At 56.6% G+C, this 15194-nt stretch carries 17 protein-coding genes; 8 read left to right on the top strand and 9 right to left on the bottom strand.

What is annotated here, in order from left to right; all coding sequences use genetic code 11:
* Window positions 1-126 precede the first annotated feature (126 nt).
* From hisN to WBY09_RS03115, 3 genes are all read left to right on the top strand, one after another.
* On the top strand, window positions 127-909 hold the full coding sequence (gene hisN / locus WBY09_RS03125; RefSeq protein ID WP_336231944.1) for a histidinol-phosphatase: 783 nt from the start codon (window positions 127-129) through the stop codon (window positions 907-909).
* A gap of 60 nt (window positions 910-969) precedes the next feature.
* Window positions 970-1755 carry an inositol monophosphatase family protein gene (locus WBY09_RS03120; RefSeq protein WP_336231943.1) on the top strand — a complete coding sequence of 262 codons (786 nt, stop codon included), beginning with the start codon at window positions 970-972 and terminating at the stop codon, window positions 1753-1755.
* A gap of 84 nt (window positions 1756-1839) precedes the next feature.
* Window positions 1840-3057 carry a cation:proton antiporter gene (locus tag WBY09_RS03115; protein ID WP_063086851.1) on the top strand — a complete coding sequence of 406 codons (1218 nt, stop codon included), beginning with the start codon at window positions 1840-1842 and terminating at the stop codon, window positions 3055-3057.
* 20 nt (window positions 3058-3077) lie between these two features.
* On the opposite strand, the gene WBY09_RS03110 is transcribed toward WBY09_RS03115, so the two are convergent.
* The 5 genes from WBY09_RS03110 to WBY09_RS03090 form a co-directional block, all read right to left on the bottom strand.
* Complete coding sequence (locus tag WBY09_RS03110) at window positions 3078-3737, bottom strand: LysE family translocator (protein ID WP_008888495.1); 660 nt, start codon at window positions 3735-3737, stop codon at window positions 3078-3080.
* On the bottom strand, window positions 3734-4234 hold the full coding sequence (locus WBY09_RS03105) for a DinB family protein (RefSeq protein WP_336231942.1): 501 nt from the start codon (window positions 4232-4234) through the stop codon (window positions 3734-3736). The genes WBY09_RS03110 and WBY09_RS03105 overlap by 4 nt, the downstream gene beginning before the upstream one ends.
* 28 nt (window positions 4235-4262) lie before the next feature.
* Entirely contained in the window at window positions 4263-5204 is a 942-nt protein-coding gene (locus WBY09_RS03100) for a DMT family transporter (protein ID WP_336231941.1), read from the bottom strand.
* Window positions 5205-5330: 126 nt separating this feature from the next.
* Complete coding sequence (locus WBY09_RS03095; RefSeq protein WP_336231940.1) at window positions 5331-7367, bottom strand: potassium/proton antiporter; 2037 nt, start codon at window positions 7365-7367, stop codon at window positions 5331-5333.
* A gap of 157 nt (window positions 7368-7524) precedes the next feature.
* Window positions 7525-7986, bottom strand: coding sequence for an Lrp/AsnC family transcriptional regulator (locus WBY09_RS03090; RefSeq protein WP_008888499.1), 462 nt, complete (start codon window positions 7984-7986; stop codon window positions 7525-7527).
* 469 nt (window positions 7987-8455) lie between these two features.
* Between WBY09_RS03090 and WBY09_RS03085 the strand changes: the two genes are divergently transcribed.
* The 3 genes from WBY09_RS03085 to WBY09_RS03075 are packed head-to-tail and all read left to right on the top strand — an operon-like array spanning window position 8456 to window position 11232.
* On the top strand, window positions 8456-9403 hold the full coding sequence (locus WBY09_RS03085) for a DMT family transporter (RefSeq protein WP_336231939.1): 948 nt from the start codon (window positions 8456-8458) through the stop codon (window positions 9401-9403).
* Window positions 9396-10346, top strand: coding sequence for a DMT family transporter (locus WBY09_RS03080; RefSeq protein ID WP_063086684.1), 951 nt, complete (start codon window positions 9396-9398; stop codon window positions 10344-10346). The genes WBY09_RS03085 and WBY09_RS03080 overlap by 8 nt, the downstream gene beginning before the upstream one ends.
* 4 nt (window positions 10347-10350) lie before the next feature.
* On the top strand, window positions 10351-11232 hold the full coding sequence (locus tag WBY09_RS03075; RefSeq protein ID WP_336231938.1) for a DMT family transporter: 882 nt from the start codon (window positions 10351-10353) through the stop codon (window positions 11230-11232).
* A gap of 21 nt (window positions 11233-11253) precedes the next feature.
* On the opposite strand, the gene WBY09_RS03070 is transcribed toward WBY09_RS03075, so the two are convergent.
* Complete coding sequence (locus WBY09_RS03070) at window positions 11254-11865, bottom strand: hypothetical protein (RefSeq protein WP_336231937.1); 612 nt, start codon at window positions 11863-11865, stop codon at window positions 11254-11256.
* 70 nt (window positions 11866-11935) lie between these two features.
* Between WBY09_RS03070 and WBY09_RS03065 the strand changes: the two genes are divergently transcribed.
* Together WBY09_RS03065 and WBY09_RS03060 are read left to right on the top strand one after the other, a co-directional pair.
* On the top strand, window positions 11936-12466 hold the full coding sequence (locus WBY09_RS03065; protein WP_336231936.1) for a Crp/Fnr family transcriptional regulator: 531 nt from the start codon (window positions 11936-11938) through the stop codon (window positions 12464-12466).
* 125 nt (window positions 12467-12591) lie between these two features.
* On the top strand, window positions 12592-13353 hold the full coding sequence (locus WBY09_RS03060) for an SDR family NAD(P)-dependent oxidoreductase (RefSeq protein ID WP_336231935.1): 762 nt from the start codon (window positions 12592-12594) through the stop codon (window positions 13351-13353).
* A gap of 89 nt (window positions 13354-13442) precedes the next feature.
* Here the strand turns inward: WBY09_RS03060 and WBY09_RS03055 are convergent, their stop codons facing one another.
* The 3 genes from WBY09_RS03055 to WBY09_RS03045 form a co-directional block, all read right to left on the bottom strand.
* Complete coding sequence (locus tag WBY09_RS03055) at window positions 13443-13733, bottom strand: 4a-hydroxytetrahydrobiopterin dehydratase (protein WP_336231934.1); 291 nt, start codon at window positions 13731-13733, stop codon at window positions 13443-13445.
* Between the two features lie 90 nt (window positions 13734-13823).
* Window positions 13824-14459, bottom strand: a complete 636-nt coding sequence (locus WBY09_RS03050; protein WP_336231933.1) for a uracil-DNA glycosylase family protein — start codon at window positions 14457-14459, stop codon at window positions 13824-13826.
* Between the two features lie 3 nt (window positions 14460-14462).
* Window positions 14463-15122, bottom strand: a complete 660-nt coding sequence (locus WBY09_RS03045) for a glutathione S-transferase family protein (RefSeq protein WP_336231932.1) — start codon at window positions 15120-15122, stop codon at window positions 14463-14465.
* Window positions 15123-15194 lie beyond the last annotated feature (72 nt).

The raw sequence follows: 15194 nt of genomic DNA, 5'->3' as shown, positions 1-15194 counted from the left end.
GCGTTTGGGGGTTTGTCGTTTGGGACTTTATATATGGCGTCCTTGCCTTCTGGGCCCAAAGCGGAAATAGTACCGGCCATAACCATACCCCGCCGCCAGACATCAACCGCCTGCAGGAATGCCTTTATGGAAAATCTCGATCCGTTTTTGGAAATCGCCCACAAACTGGCCGATGCCGCACGCCCGGTCGTGCGCAAATATTACCGCACCCCGGTCGCGGTCGATGTAAAGGCCGATGACAGCCCGGTGACGATTGCCGACCGCGAGGTTGAACGCACCATGCGCGATATCCTGAATGCCGAACTGCCCGATCACGGCATTCTGGGCGAGGAGCATGGCCGGGAAAATACCGATGCGGAATATGTCTGGGTGCTCGATCCGATTGACGGCACCAAATCGTTCATTTCCGGCAAGCCGAGCTTTGCAACCCTGATTGCACTTTGCCACAAGGGCACCCCGGTTCTGGGCATTATCGATCAGGCGATTACCGATGAACGCTGGGTCGGCGTCATGGGACAGGCCAGCACGATGAATGGCGTTGAGATCAGTGCGCGCGAATGCGAAGACCTGAAGAGTGCGACGTTCTTTACCACCGCGCCCGAACTGTTCAAGGGCGATGCCGCCAAGGCCTATCAGGCGGTTTCGAAAAACTGCCGGGTGCCGATGTATGGCGTTGATGCCTATGCCTATGGCCTGACAGCACTCGGTCTGGCCGATACGGTGGTTGAGATCGGCCTTCAGGCGTATGATTTTTGTGCGTTGGTACCAGTCGTCGAAGGGGCTGGTGGTGTGATGACCGACTGGGCCGGCAAGCCGCTTCATATCGATAGTTCCGGTGATGTGGTTGCCAGTGGCGATGCACGTTGCCATCAGGATGTTCTGGCGACGATCAAGGCCGCGAAGGCCTGATCGCATTTACCGTTTGACCGCGCTGCCACCAAACTGACCTTGCCGAATACTGGAAATCCGATGACCAACAATGCCCCGTTTCTCGATATGGCCCACAAGCTTGCCGATGCGGCGCGCCCGGTGCTGCAAAGCTATTACCGCAAGCCGCTTTCTATCGATGAAAAGGGTGATGCCAGCCTTGTGACCGATGCCGACCGCGCGATCGAGCGCACCATGCGCGATCTGATCAATGCGGAGCTGCCCGACCATGGCATTCTGGGCGAGGAATACGGGCCGGAAAACCTTGATGCCCAATATGTCTGGATCCTTGATCCGATTGACGGCACCAAGTCGTTTATCACCGGCAAGCCCAGCTTCAACACCCTGATTGCGCTGTGTCGCAATGGCAAGCCGGTGCTGGGTGTGATTGATCAGGCTATTTTGGATGAACGCTGGATCGGGGTCGAAGGGCAACCAACGACATTGAATGGTAATGTGGTCAAGGCACGCGAATGTGCGCACCTGAAAGATGCCACCATTTTCACCACCGGGCCGGACCTTTTCGTTGAGCCAAAGGCAATTGCCGGATATGAGGCGGTCTTTGGCGCGGCCAAGCAGCCGATTTACGGCATCGATTCATATGGGTATGGCCTGATTGCCATGGGGCTTGGCGATGTGTTGGTGGAATCCAACCTGCAACCCTATGATTTCTGTGCTGCCGTGCCGGTGATCGAGGGTGCGGGCGGGATCATTACCGATTGGGAAGGCAATGCCCTTACCATCAACAGTGGCGATCTGGTGATTGCCAGTGGTGACAGCCGCGCCCATGCCGAAGGGTTGGCGGTTTTGCAAAAGGCCATCGCGTAAGGCCGTGTGATGCCTTAAACATTTGGCGATCCGCGACCTTTGGGGCAGACTACCCCGGATCAGGGCAACAGGTTGGGCAGCGCCATGTTTGAATGGGTGATCATTCTTTTTCTCGGCTCCGGGCTGGTTTACGGCCTGCAATCGCGCCGCCTGCAACGTCGCAATATTTCATCACCGATGATGATGGTCCTGACCGGGATGCTGGTCGCCTTGCCGCTGGGCATCTGGCACAGCGCACCGATGGATGCGCTTTCGGGCAGCATTCATTTTGCCACTGGCTTTGCCGAGATGACGCTTGCGATCATTCTGTTTCTCGATGCGGCGGTGCTTGATTACCGCAAGGAAAGTGCGGCGCGCAATATCGCGATCCGGCTGCTGTTGATCGGGTTGCCGCTGACCATCGGGGTGACGTGGGCGTTTATTGTCGGGCTTGATGCCTCTATCGGGTTGGTGCCGGCCCTGATCCTTGCCCTTATTGTCAGCCCGACCGATGCCGCCCTTGGCCGCCCCGTCCTTGAAAACAAGGGCGTGCCCGAACCGGTGCGCCAGGGCATCAATATTGAAAGCGGGCTTAATGACGGCTTGGTCCTGCCGGTCTTTACCACGGCGGTTTTGCTGGAAGCCAATCTTCTGAGCAACGGACATCAGGGCTGGGTCGCCGAGGCGCTGCTTGAGATTTCAATCGGGGCGGTGATCGGGGTGGTCAGTGGCTATGTCATTGGTCAGGTGGTCAATCACGCGGTCAAGAACAGGACCATCGTTGCGCGGTTTGAGAGGTTGCTCGGCGTTCTGGCCGCCCTTTTCATATTCCTTCTGGCCGAGGAATTGGGCGGCAATGGTTTTGTCGCGGCCTTTGCCGGCGGGCTTGCGCTGAATATTTCGAGTGACAAGGTCAAGGACGCGATTGAAAGCTTTGGCGAGGCCGAGTCAGAGCTTCTGACCATGCTGACATTCTTTGTCTTTGGCCTGATCGTTGTGCCGGCACTTTATGAAAGCTGGACCTGGACGATGCTGGTGTTTTCGATTGCAAGCCTTGCTGTCCTGCGCCCGATTTGTGTGTGGATCTGCATGATCGGCAGCCCCTATAGCCTGGGCGAGAAGCTTTATATCGGCTGGTTCGGGCCGCGCGGGATCGCATCGGTGATTTACATGCTGATCATGGCAACCATGATTGATCCGGGCGCGTTCAAACCGCTGTTTGCCGCTGGTACCATGATTGTTTGCATCAGCGTGGTTGCCCATGGCATTACCGCTGCCCCGGCATCGCGTGCGTTGGTCACCTATCTGGCGCGGAAATCCTAAGCAAGGCTGATTATTTCAAGCTATTGCTGGGAGATGGCAAGACGGATGCCAAGGGCGATGAACATGCCGCCAAGGGCGCGGTTCAACCAGGCGCCGAGCTTGCGGCTGCCCTTGATCCGGCCCGCAGCCGAGGCCACCGCCAAAACCAGCATGCCCTCAACCACAAAGGCGATCAGAAGCACCATCAGGCCGAGTACGAGAAACTGCACCGCGCCATTGCCACGGCTTGGATCAATGAATTGCGGCAGGAAGGCCATGAAGAAAATCGCCACCTTGGGATTGAGCACATCAATCATCACCCCCTGACGCCAGGCGCCAAAGGCGGTCATCGGTTTGGTCGAAATCGGGGCAGCCGGTTCAGCCGATTGCGCATCACTTTCGGATTTGGCAAAGCTGCTGCGCAGTGCACCGATGCCCAGCCACACCAGATAGGCAACGCCAATCCATTTAACGATGGCAAAGGCCAGCGCCGAGGTGGCAAGAATGGCCGAAAGACCAAAGGTTGCCGCCAAAACATGGACAAAGGCACCGGAAATCACGCCAAGTGACGAAAACAGGCCGATCTTGCGGCCATGCACCGCGGTTTGCCCGACAATATAGGCCATGTCCGGCCCCGGAGAGATATTGAGCAACAGGGCGGCGATCAGAAACGGCGTATAGGCAACGAGAAGTTCGATCATCCCAACTGATCCCGGGCGAAAAAGACCAGATCAATCTCAAGCGGGCCCAATCCGGCCTCAATCAACATATTGGACAGCTGTCCACGGTGATGGGTCTGATGATTGAACATATGCGCCAAAACCAGATCGCGCGGCATGGTATAGGCATCGCCCGCGACCGAGTGATAGGTAAGATCGGCGGTTACTTCGGCATCGGTCAGGCCGTTGGTGAACTCAATGATCGCCTGATCTTCGGCCACGCGGGCGTGGTGGAGTTCATCGAAGTTTTCATAAAGCACCGTATTGAGCGGCATGGCCACGGGACTGCCAAGCAGGCGGCTCATCCAGATGCGATCAGCCACCAGGATATGATTGAGCGTGCGCAGGATCGACGGGAAGAAGGCCGTGCGCGGGGCATCGAGTTCGGCCGCTGGCAATTTCGCGCAAAGCCCGTAGGCACGCGAATTGGCCCAGAGATTATATTGCGCCATGCGTTCGAAATAGGCCGCACCGTTCATCTTGTTACTCCGTCTTCAGGCATCGCGATCAGGGCTTCGCTGTCGGGTTTGTTGCACAAGTTGGTTGTACTGGTGCGACCTTTTCGAGAACCTTGGTCGCCGGTTTGGGAACCCGTTTGGTCAGAATAACCACGTTGCCGACCAATGTCAGCGCGACACCCCAGATAATATTGCCAGACCAGTGGAAATCCTCAAACCAGGTCGACAACAACAGCGCAACAATCGGAAACATCACCGAACTATAGGCCGCCCGATCCGGCCCGATCTTGCCCAAAAGTGTCAGATAGAAGCCAAAGCCCAGAACCGATCCGAACAGGGCGAGATAGACCAAAGCGGCCAAGAAGCTGGCACTGGTATCAAAGGTCACCGGGATTCCGGCAAGGGCGATATAGCCAAACAGCAAGACCGTGCCATAAAGCATGCCGTACGCATTGGCCTGCATGACCGGCACGCCGCGCGCATGGTTGCGTGCGGACGCCATATTGCCAAGCGATGCGATGTAAGCCCCCGCAAGGGAGACCAGAAGCCCGATGCTGCCGCCTGTGGTCAGATCGAAGGCGGCCAGATCATTGGCAAAGACCATGGCAATGCCGGTAAGGCCGATCCCGGCCCCGATCAATGTGCGGGTTTCGGGACGGCGGCGGAAAAAGATCACGCCATTAATCATATTCATGATGACGATGGTTGAAAACACCACCGCCAGAAGCCCGGACGTCAGATGGATACTGGCGACATAGATCAGGACATAGTTCAGCGAAAACAGACAGACGCCCAGAACCGCCATGAAGAAATGATCGCGGAGCGTAAAGCGCATCGGCAAGCGGCGTAGGCCACACCAGGCCATCAAAATCAGCGTTGCCAAGGCAAAGCGATAAGCCACGGCCACTTCGGGGGCGACCGAAAGCTGATACTGAATGGCGATCCAGGTCGATCCCCAGATCAAGACAACTGCTGCGTAAAGACCGAACATGGCCCAAGGACTCCAAAAGAATTGAAGCCACAATTTAGGGCAGTTCAGAACCGGCGCCAAACCAGCTTTTTTGATCCTGCCATTAGCCAAACTAATCCAAAAACCAGAAATCTAATGCATAGCCAATCAGGATTTTTTCGACCGGCCTGCTTTGCCGGCCTTTTTGCCGCTGTCTTCTTCTGGTTCGGGGGTTTCAGCACCATCTTCGGGCGTGTCACCAGCCGTGTCGTCAGCCATATCTTCGATATTGTCATCGGATGCGTCCGGCACGTCGGGTGCCTCAGTCACATCGGCCTCGTCTGTGCCATGTTCGATCTGCTTGGCCGTTGATGATGTCTGATCGCTCAGCGCTGCGTTCTTTTCGGCGCGTTTGCGTTTCTGCCAGTCTTTCCAGATTGCCAGCAATTCGCTACGCGACTGGAAGATCGGAATACGGCGTTTGGGTTTGGCTTTTTGTTGTTCGACCGCCAAGCCGACCTCGAGCACGTCGTGCTCATCATCGGTGCGGCGCACGATCAGCTCCACCGTGCCATAGGGCATGCGATCACCGAGTTCGAGATCGCCGGGCAGATCACGTTCGAGGATTTCGGCCACGGTGAGTTCGGTGTCATCAGTGTCGACGGCAAAGCCATACAGACGACCAATATCGGCAATTCGGGTATCGGCCGGGAAGCTGAAATCGCCAAACAGTTCGACGTCATTGGCCCCCTCGGCCGGGCCGGCAAAGAGCTGATCGAGCAGGTCGACATGCTTGGGCGGGGTAATGATATAGACCTGATCACCGCCCTGAACCGGCCCGGCGGAATGCGGGCGCAATGACGCGCCATCGCGCAGGATCAGGCTTGGCCGTGCCCAGCGCGGAATACGATGGCCGGTGGCAACCGCACTGGCTTCGTGGACGCGATAGACAACGATTTCCTGATTGGCATTGCCGGGCAGTTCAAGATCAATACGGTCCACCGGACCGTGGCGGGCCGGCACAATGATGCCCAGCCAATGCGCCATCCGCCGGATCGTCCAGCCCTGCAACAAAAGCGACGTGATCACGACGATGAAGGCGGTGTTAAACAACAGCTGCCCTTCGGGCACGCCTTCGACCATCGGCACAATGGCCAGCAGGATGGAGACCGCGCCGCGCAAGCCGACCCATGAAATAAAGGCAGTGTCATTGCGCGAGAAGTTAAAGAACATCAGGCACAGCCAGACCGCCACCGGACGGGCGACAAACACCAGAACCAGCGCCAGAATGACGCCCGGAAGGACAACCGTGCCAAATTCGGACGGGGTGGCCAGCAGGCCCAAGGTGACAAACATCGCGATCTGGGCAAGCCAGGTGGTGACATGCTGAAAACGCCGGACGCCGACGCTCATTTTCATGTTGCTGTTCCCGGCATAAAGACCCGCGACATAGACCGCCAAAAAGCCACTGCCGCCGAGAATACTGGTCGCGCCAAACAGGCTGAGGGCAAGCGCCATGGTAATGATCGGCACCAGTCCCGGTTCAAGTTTGACCCGGTTGATCATCCAGACCAGCGCATAACCGCCGGCAAGGCCGAAGATCGCGCCAAGGCCGATCTGAAGGATGAAGCGTTGCAGGAGTTCAAGCGCGATATTCTCGCCACCACCCAGAATGATCAGCTCGACAAGCGAAATGGTCAGAAACACCGCCATCGGATCGTTCGAACCCGATTCAACTTCAAGCGTGCTGCGCGTACGATCACGCAGATTGATGCCGCCCACACGCAGCAGGAAAAACACCGCCGCCGCATCGGTTGAACTAACAATCGCACCAAATAGAAGTGCGACCAGCCAAGGCACATCGAGCACCAGCCAGGTTACCCCGCCAATCACCCCGGTGGTGATCAACACCCCGAAAGTGGCCAGAACAAGCGATGGACCGGCGGCGATTTTTAACGTTCGGAGCTGGGTTTCAAAGCCACTGTCAAACAGGATCAGGGCGAGCGCGATGGAGCCGATGAAATAGGCGAGCGGCGCATTGTCGAACATGATGCCGCCAATGCCATCCTCGCCCGCCGCCAGACCGACAAACAGAAACACCAGAAGCAACGGGGCGCCAACCCGGAAGCTGACCAGACTGGTGAAAACAGCCACCACCACCAGAATCGATGCAATCAGGATCACCAGATTCATCGATTCAATCATTTCGGGGGCTCCTATGTCGGGACATCAGAATGGGTTTGGCGGGTTACGCGCGCAGTACTATCACATAGTGATACTTAGGAAATGATGACCGGCAATGCCATCACCCCCCGATGACTGATCAAAATTATCCTGAAACTGTAAAGTCAGGCACGGCACCCTATTCGTGGTCGGCCTGCGCCGGAACAAATAGGGTTTCCTTGGCCGTCGACAAGGCAATTTCCGGCAGAACTTCGACGACGCCGGGCATTTCCTTGATCGTGTCGGAAATAAACGATTCCAGATGGCCGGTATCGCGCAGGCGCAGTTTGACGAGAAAATCAAAGCGCCCGGTCATGTGATGGCATTCCAGCACTTCATCGGCCTTGATCAGGGATTTGACCAGTTTCTTGTTGCCCTTGGCCGGATCGGTACGCAGCCAGACCATTGCGGTCAAGGCACGGCCAATGGCGTGCGGATCGACCGAAATGCGATAGGCCTGAATAATCCCCTGTTCGCGCAGCTTGCGCACACGATCATTCACCGCAGAAACAGACAGCCCGACCTTTGTTCCCAAAACCGAATAGGACAGTGATGCGTCTTCCTGCAGGATGTCGATCAGTTTGCGATCAATTGCATCCATTTATCTTCCCCCTGAATGGATTTTGCTGATTGCCTTGATCTTACACGAAAAACGGGTGTGCGCGAACTGTTCGCCAAATTTGCCGGGTCTGCCATGCGCCGCTGCCATGCGATACCCCGTTCGCGAGACTGGATTTTTTCCGGATAGCTGCGTAGGGTCAAAACTCATGTCCATGACCGACCCGGCAACTGATATGAGAGAAAAAGCTAGGAAAATGCCGCAGAGCGGGGTGAACCCCGGTCAAGGGGTTTGACGCAGAGGCTTTCTCCCATATCAGTTGTCCTTCGGATCACCCGGATTTGCACGGGCTATTTTGTCGCAAAATCTTGAAAGATATTGATCTTCCGGCGATTTTGCTCCGCATATCCGCACAAATCCGGGAGACCGGGACGATCATGGACATGGGTTTTGACCCTAACCTTTACTTGTAATGATTTTACATCGCCCCGCCTCTGACAATGCAGCCCTGATGGGCGCCCTTCTTATGATCAGTGCTGCAATGTGTTTTGCGGTAATGGCGGTTTTTATCCGCTATGTCACAGCCGACCTGCATCCGTTCGAGGCATCGTTTTTCCGTAACCTGTTCGGATTGCTGCCAATGGTGCCGTGGATGGTGCGCCATGGCGCGAGCGGATTAAAGACCGAGCGGTTCAAGTTACATTTTCTGCGCGGGGTGCTTGGTTTCGGGGCGATGTCGTGCATTTTTACCGCCCTTTCGCTATCACCCGCGGCACAGGTCATTGCGATCAACTTTACCCTGCCGATCCTGACCACGGTGCTGGCCGCCGTGGTGGTGCGCGAAACGGTACGCGCGCGCCGCTGGAGCGCGATTGCAATCGGCTTTGTCGGGGCGATGATCGTGATCCGTCCGTTTGGCCAAAGTTTTGAGACCGGTGCGATCCTGGCACTTGGCGCGACGGTTTTCATGGCGTGTGCGATGACCACGGTCAAGATGCTGTCACGGACCGAAAGTGCCAATGCCATCGTGACCTGGATGGGCCTGATCATGACGCCGCTGTCGCTGATCCCGGCGCTGATATACTGGCAGGGGCCGACCATCTGGCAATTGTTCATCCTGTTGATCATTGCCGTGACCGGAACGGCGGGGCAGCAATTGCTGGTGCGCGCCTATCGCACGGCGGACCAGTCCTATGTCATGATTTTTGATTTCCTGCGCCTGCCATTTGTTGCGGCCTTGGCCTATGTGATGTTTGGCGAGGTGGTTGATTTCTGGACCTGGGCCGGGGCAGCCTTGATCATTGGATCAGCACTTTATATCGCGCGGCGTGAGGCGGTTCTGGCCAAACGGGCCAAGAGGGAAGCCAGCCTGCCGACCACAGCACCCGCCGATCCGCAAGCCATCCCGGTGACCCGCGCTGATCGGAATGCCAGCGCAAAGGACAAGCCCGATGCGTGAATGGTTTAACGGACTTCCGCCCTATTTACAGGCAACCGCCTTTGGCCTGATGGCATCGATCAGTGCGGCGATCTTTTCAGTGTTTGTCCGCCTTGCGACCGAGCATATCGATCCGTTGCAGGCGGTGTTTTTGCGCAATTTCTTTGGGCTTTTGTTCATCGCACCGATTGCGTTGCGGGCGGGATTAACACCGCTTAAGACCAAGCGTTTTCCGATGTTCTGCCTGCGTGCGGTTCTGTCGATGGGGGCGATGAGTTTCTGGTTTTCGGCGATTGCCTATATGCCGCTGGCCGAGGCAACGGCGCTTAATTTCACCGTGCCGCTGTTTGGCACCATCCTTGCCGCGATTTTTTTGGGTGAGAAAGTTCGCAAATACCGGATTGCGGCCTTGCTGGTCGGTTTTGGCGGGGTGCTGGTGATCATCCGGCCGGGCAGTGAAACCGTGCAACTGGCAAGCCTGTTTCCGATTGCCGCCGCCATTTGCATGGCCAGTGCAGGATTGACGATCAAGTCACTTTCGCGGACCGAAAACCCGACCGCCATCATCCTTTACATGATGATGCTGACCACGCCCCTGACCCTGATCCCGGCATTGTTTGTCTGGGAGACACCGAGCCTTGAGGTGCTTGGTCTGATGGTGGCGGGCGCGTTCATGGCCAACATCACCCAGCTTTGTAATACCAACGCCTTTCGGGTTTATGATTATAGCTTTGTGATCGGGTTTAATTACCTGCGCCTGCCCTTTGTTGTCGGTATCGCCCTGGTGATGTTTGGCGAGGTTCCGGAAATCTGGCTGGTGCCGGGTGCCGCCCTGATTATCGGGTCCGCACTTTATATCGCGCGGCGCGAGGCGAAATTGAACCGCGAAGCCAACCGGATCAAGCGCGGGCTTTCGGCCACGGCAAGCGATCTTGACCCGCCGCCGTCCAACAGGAAGTCGTGACGGCATGCGGACATGGTTCAACACCCAGTCCGATGTGATGCGGGCAAGCTTTTTTGCACTGTTTGCGGCCATTCTGGCGGCGTGTTTTACCCTGACGATCCGCTATGCCACCGAGGAACTGCATCCCTATCAGGCGGTGTTTTTACGCTTTGCCTTTGGCCTGATCCTGATTTTGCCGATGGTGATGAAGCGCGGGATTGGCAGCCTTGCCACCAAGCGCCTGCCTTTGTTTGGCTTGCGCGGGGTGTTGTCGGCAGCAGAGATGTGTTTGTGGTTTATGGCGGTGTTGTATTTGCCACTGGCAGAGGCGACGACGCTTAATTTCACGGTGCCCCTGTTTGGCACCATTCTGGCCGCGGTGATTTTGCGCGAACAGGTGCGCATTCACCGCTGGCTTGCGATTGTCATCGGGTTTGTCGGTGTGGCGCTGATCATTCAGCCCGGGACTGATACCATGCAAGCGGCCAGCATTTTGCCAATTGCGGCGGCGATCTGCATGGCTAGTGCCGGGTTGATCACAAAGCGGTTGGTGGCAACCGAGTCCACCACATCGCTTTTGTTTTATCTGATGATCATCACCACACCGGTCTCCCTGATCCCGGCATTATTCGTCTGGCAGACGCCAAGCTGGTCTGCACTTGGCCTTATGGCGGTTGCCGCGTTGATGATGAATGTGATGCAGGTTTGCAATGTCAAAGCCCTGCAACTGGCCGATTACAGTTTCTTTGTCGGGTTTTCCTATTTGCGTTTGCCGATCATTGCGGTGCTGGCGCTGATCCTGTTTGGCGAAGTGCCCGATATCTGGATATTGCCCGGCGGGGTGATGATTATCGGGGCAGCACTTTATGTCGCACTTCGTGAGCGCAAGCTTGCCAAGGCCAGATAAGGGTCGACGGCGCGTCACCCTTCACCCGTCATAACCCCGCAAACTGTTATAGCGCGCGATTTGATCGGGGCTCAGGATTTCCGGGGTCTTGAGGTGGGTCGAAAGATGGACAAAGCGCAACCGGCCGAGACTTTGGGTGATGGTGTTTATCAGCCCTTCCAGTTCTTCTGCGCTCAGTCCCCCGGCCCTGAATGCCGCGTCCAAGGCGATTTCTGCCTCGATCAATCTGTTGCCGGCAATGATCGCGTTTTCTTTCATGTCGGCATAAAGGGCGGTGACGGCGGCATGCTGGTCTGAGGATAACGGGATCTGATCAGACAGTTCGAGTAAATGGGCCGGCCCCGGCACGCCATTCAGTTCGGCGGCCTTGGCCAATCCCCAGCCACCGCCCTTTTGCAATTCAGCCATATCGTCGGCCGACAGGCTTTTGATCGGGCGATGTTGTTGGCCGACATAGGGGGATGGCGTGTTTTCATCCTCTGTCCTGCTACCCCCGTGCTGAGCATTGTCGGTGCCATGCATATGGGCATTCCCCTGTGCGTGGGCGGTTAACGGGATGGTCAGTCCAAGCAGGATCAACGCGGCAAATGCGACCCGGAATGCTGTTTGCGACAGGCGGGGGAGAATAAACATGGCAACACCTTTTGGTTTGAATGGACGCCAAGCTTGAAACAGGCCTGCCATTTCCCACATGATAGATATCATGTCGGTATCAATCTTTGATCTTCTCAACCGTTTTCATGGCAGGTTGTATGATTACAGCCCGCCCAAGGTCCTGTTTCGCAAAGGCGACCCGGTCGAGCATCTTTTCCTTATTCTCAGCGGGGAAGTGCGACTGGCGCGGTTTCTGGAAAACGGTGACGAGATTGTTTTGCAACGTGCGGGGCCAAACAGTGTTTTGGCAGAGGCATCGTTGTTTTCGCATTACTACCATTGCGATGCTGTCTGCCATCAGGATGCGCAGGTCAAAATGATCCGCAAACATGATGTAGAAGCCCATCTTGCCGATAACAATCAGATGGCACTATCGCTTGCCGCCCATCTGGCGCGCGAGGTGCAGGCAACCCGCCAACGGGCGGAGATTTTGCAGCTTCGGACAGTGGCTGAACGGCTTGATGCCTGGATCGCCTGGCATGACGGGGTGCTGCCTGAAAAGGGTAATTGGCGGGTGATTGCCCTTGAAATCGGTGTCAGTCCCGAAGCGCTTTATCGCGAGATCGCGCAGCGCCGTTAGCCCCGATCTGATGGCCCGGGCTTGGGCATCCAACAGCCTGAAATCGACGCTTGCTCGTTAAAGATATAATTTGGTATACAAATACCAAATTAATCAAAATAGCGCACGTCGGGAGGCTTCACGTCATGCAAATCAAGGGTTCGATTGCCATTGTTACCGGGGCTGCGTCCGGTCTTGGTGCGGCAACCGCCGAGACACTGGCGAGTGCCGGGGCACGGATTGCGGCATTTGATCTGAATGAAGATGGTGCCAAGTCAACAGCCGAGAAATTGGGTGGTGTTGGCTATGGCGTTGATGTTTCCAATGCCGAAAGTGTCGAGCAGGCGGTTGCAAAGGTGCAGGCGGATATCGGCACGCCATCGATCCTTGTGAACTGTGCCGGGATCGTGCATGGCGAACGGATTGTCGGGCGCGATGGCCCAGCCGATCTTGCGGCGTTTTCCAAGGTGATCACGGTCAATCTGATTGGCACATTTAACATGATGCGGGTTGCCGCCAATGCGATGAGCCAGAATGACCCGAATGATGCCGGCGAACGCGGGGTGATTATCAACACCGCATCGATCGCGGCCTTTGAAGGCCAGATCGGACAGGCGGCCTATGCCGCGTCCAAGGGCGGGGTGGCATCCCTTACCCTGCCGGCTGCACGTGAGTTGGCCCGCCATGGCATTCGGGTGGTGTCAATCGCGCCGGGCCTGTTTGGCACGCCGATGTTAAAGGGCCTGCCGGATGAGGTTCAGGAAAGCCTGGCTGCCAATACGCCATTCCCGAAACGCCTTGGCGATCCGTATGAATATGGCCGTCTGGCGATGCATATCTGTGAAAATGAAATGATCAATGGCGAGACCATTCGCATTGATGGCGCGGTCCGGCTGGAACCGAAATAGTCCCACACGATTTCGATTCTTTATCCGCAGCCAATGCGCCCTGCCGTCCCCCAGCGGCAGGGCGCAATTCATTTGGCAGTGCTTATTGCTTATTGACCAGAAGCCGTTTGGCAGAAGGTTGCCAGATCAATGTCCTTTTGCGTCACACCCCCGGCGTCGTGGGTGGTCAGCGTCATTTCGACCTTGTTATAGACATTGAACCATTCGGGATGGTGATCCATCTTTTCAGCCATGAGTGCCACCCGCGTCATGAAGCCAAACGCGGCATTGAAATCGCCAAACTTGTAGACGCGCTTGATCGAAAGCCCGTCATCGGCAAGCGCCCAACCCGAAAGATCGGTCAGCGCCTTTTCGATGGTGGATTTTTCAAGTTTGCTCATATCTTGTGCCTCCTTATGTTGGCCACTGGTCTTATGGACGCGGTCTTCTGGGCGCATTGGAACATAAAATCCAGCACAACCCAAATCGGTCTATGTCAGCAAGCCTTGCACGCGTGATTGCAGCACCGGCAACAGGTCGGCTTCAAACCACGGATTCTTTTTCATCCAGGCGGTGTTGCGCCAGCTTGGATGGGGCATGGGCAGAATGCCGTCGGGCAGGAAATCGGCAAACCGATTCACGGTTTCGGTCATGGTTTTGGCCCGGCGCGGACCAAGATAGCGTTCTTGTGCATATTGTCCGATCAAAAGGGTCAGGCCGATATCGGGTAAATGGCGCATAAGGGCATCATGCCATGTCGGCGCGCATTCCGGACGGGGCGGCAGATCCCCACCACGATCAAACCGGCCAGGATAACAAAAGCCCATCGGCATGATGGCAAGTTTGCCCGGATCATAAAAATCATCGACCGAAAGTCCCAGCCAATCGCGCAAGCGATCCCCGGATGCATCATTCCATGGCAGACCGGTTTCATGCACGCGTGTGCCCGGTGCCTGCCCGATCACAAGGATGCGCGCCGATTTCGCCATGCGCACCACCGGGCGCGGCCCAAGTGGCAAGTGTTCGGCACAAATCCGGCACGCCCGGACCTCGGACAGCAACCGATCAAGGGCGGCGTCCCCGCCCATCGGATCAATTTCAGGCAGTTTTCCGGTCAAACCCGGCATGGGTTATTTCACCTCAGCGTCGTCAATCACCCATTCCTCGGTTGCGGCATCGGCGTACCATTCCTTCATTTCCGGCAGGGCAAGGATGGTTTCCATATAGGCATTGCCGATCGGATCAAGGCTGACGCCATAGGTTTTGAACCGCGTTACTACCGGGGCATACATGGCATCGGCAATCGAGAAATGCCCAAACAGGAAATCGCCACCCTGACCATATTGGGTGCGGCACATCTTGAAGATTTCAGTGATGCGGGTGATGTCCTTGTCCACGCCTTCATTGCGCCCCAGACCGGGCAGGCTTTTGCGGCAATTCATCGGCATGGAGCTTCGCAAAGGCCCAAACCCGCCATGCATTTCAAGCGAGACGGCGCGCGCGATTGCCCGCACATCGATATCAAGCGGCCAGAGCATGGTGTCAGGCTGGCTGTCGGCGATGTATTCGAGAATGCCGAGCGCCTCCCAGATGGTTTTGGTGCCATCAAAGTAGGCCGGGACCTTGGCCGTGGGCGAAAAGACCGGCGCCTTGGCATGCCATTCTTCGGAGCGGAGCGGGACCAGTTTTTCCTCGAACGCCACGCCGGCAACGCGCAGGCCAAGCCAGGCGCGCAGCGACCAGGAGGAATAGTTTTTATTGCCGATATAAAGCACAGGAAGGTTTTGCATGCTGGGACCTTTGGCGATTGGCGCGATGGGCACATTTGATGACAGCGGCGAATACTATCTGGCCTTTGGGTG

Source organism: Thalassospira sp. CH_XMU1458 (genome assembly GCF_037027205.1).
GTDB lineage: Bacteria > Pseudomonadota > Alphaproteobacteria > Rhodospirillales > Thalassospiraceae > Thalassospira > Thalassospira tepidiphila.
The sequence above is the reverse complement of the archived record's forward strand: the minus strand, read 5'-3'. Positions and strand labels throughout refer to the sequence as shown.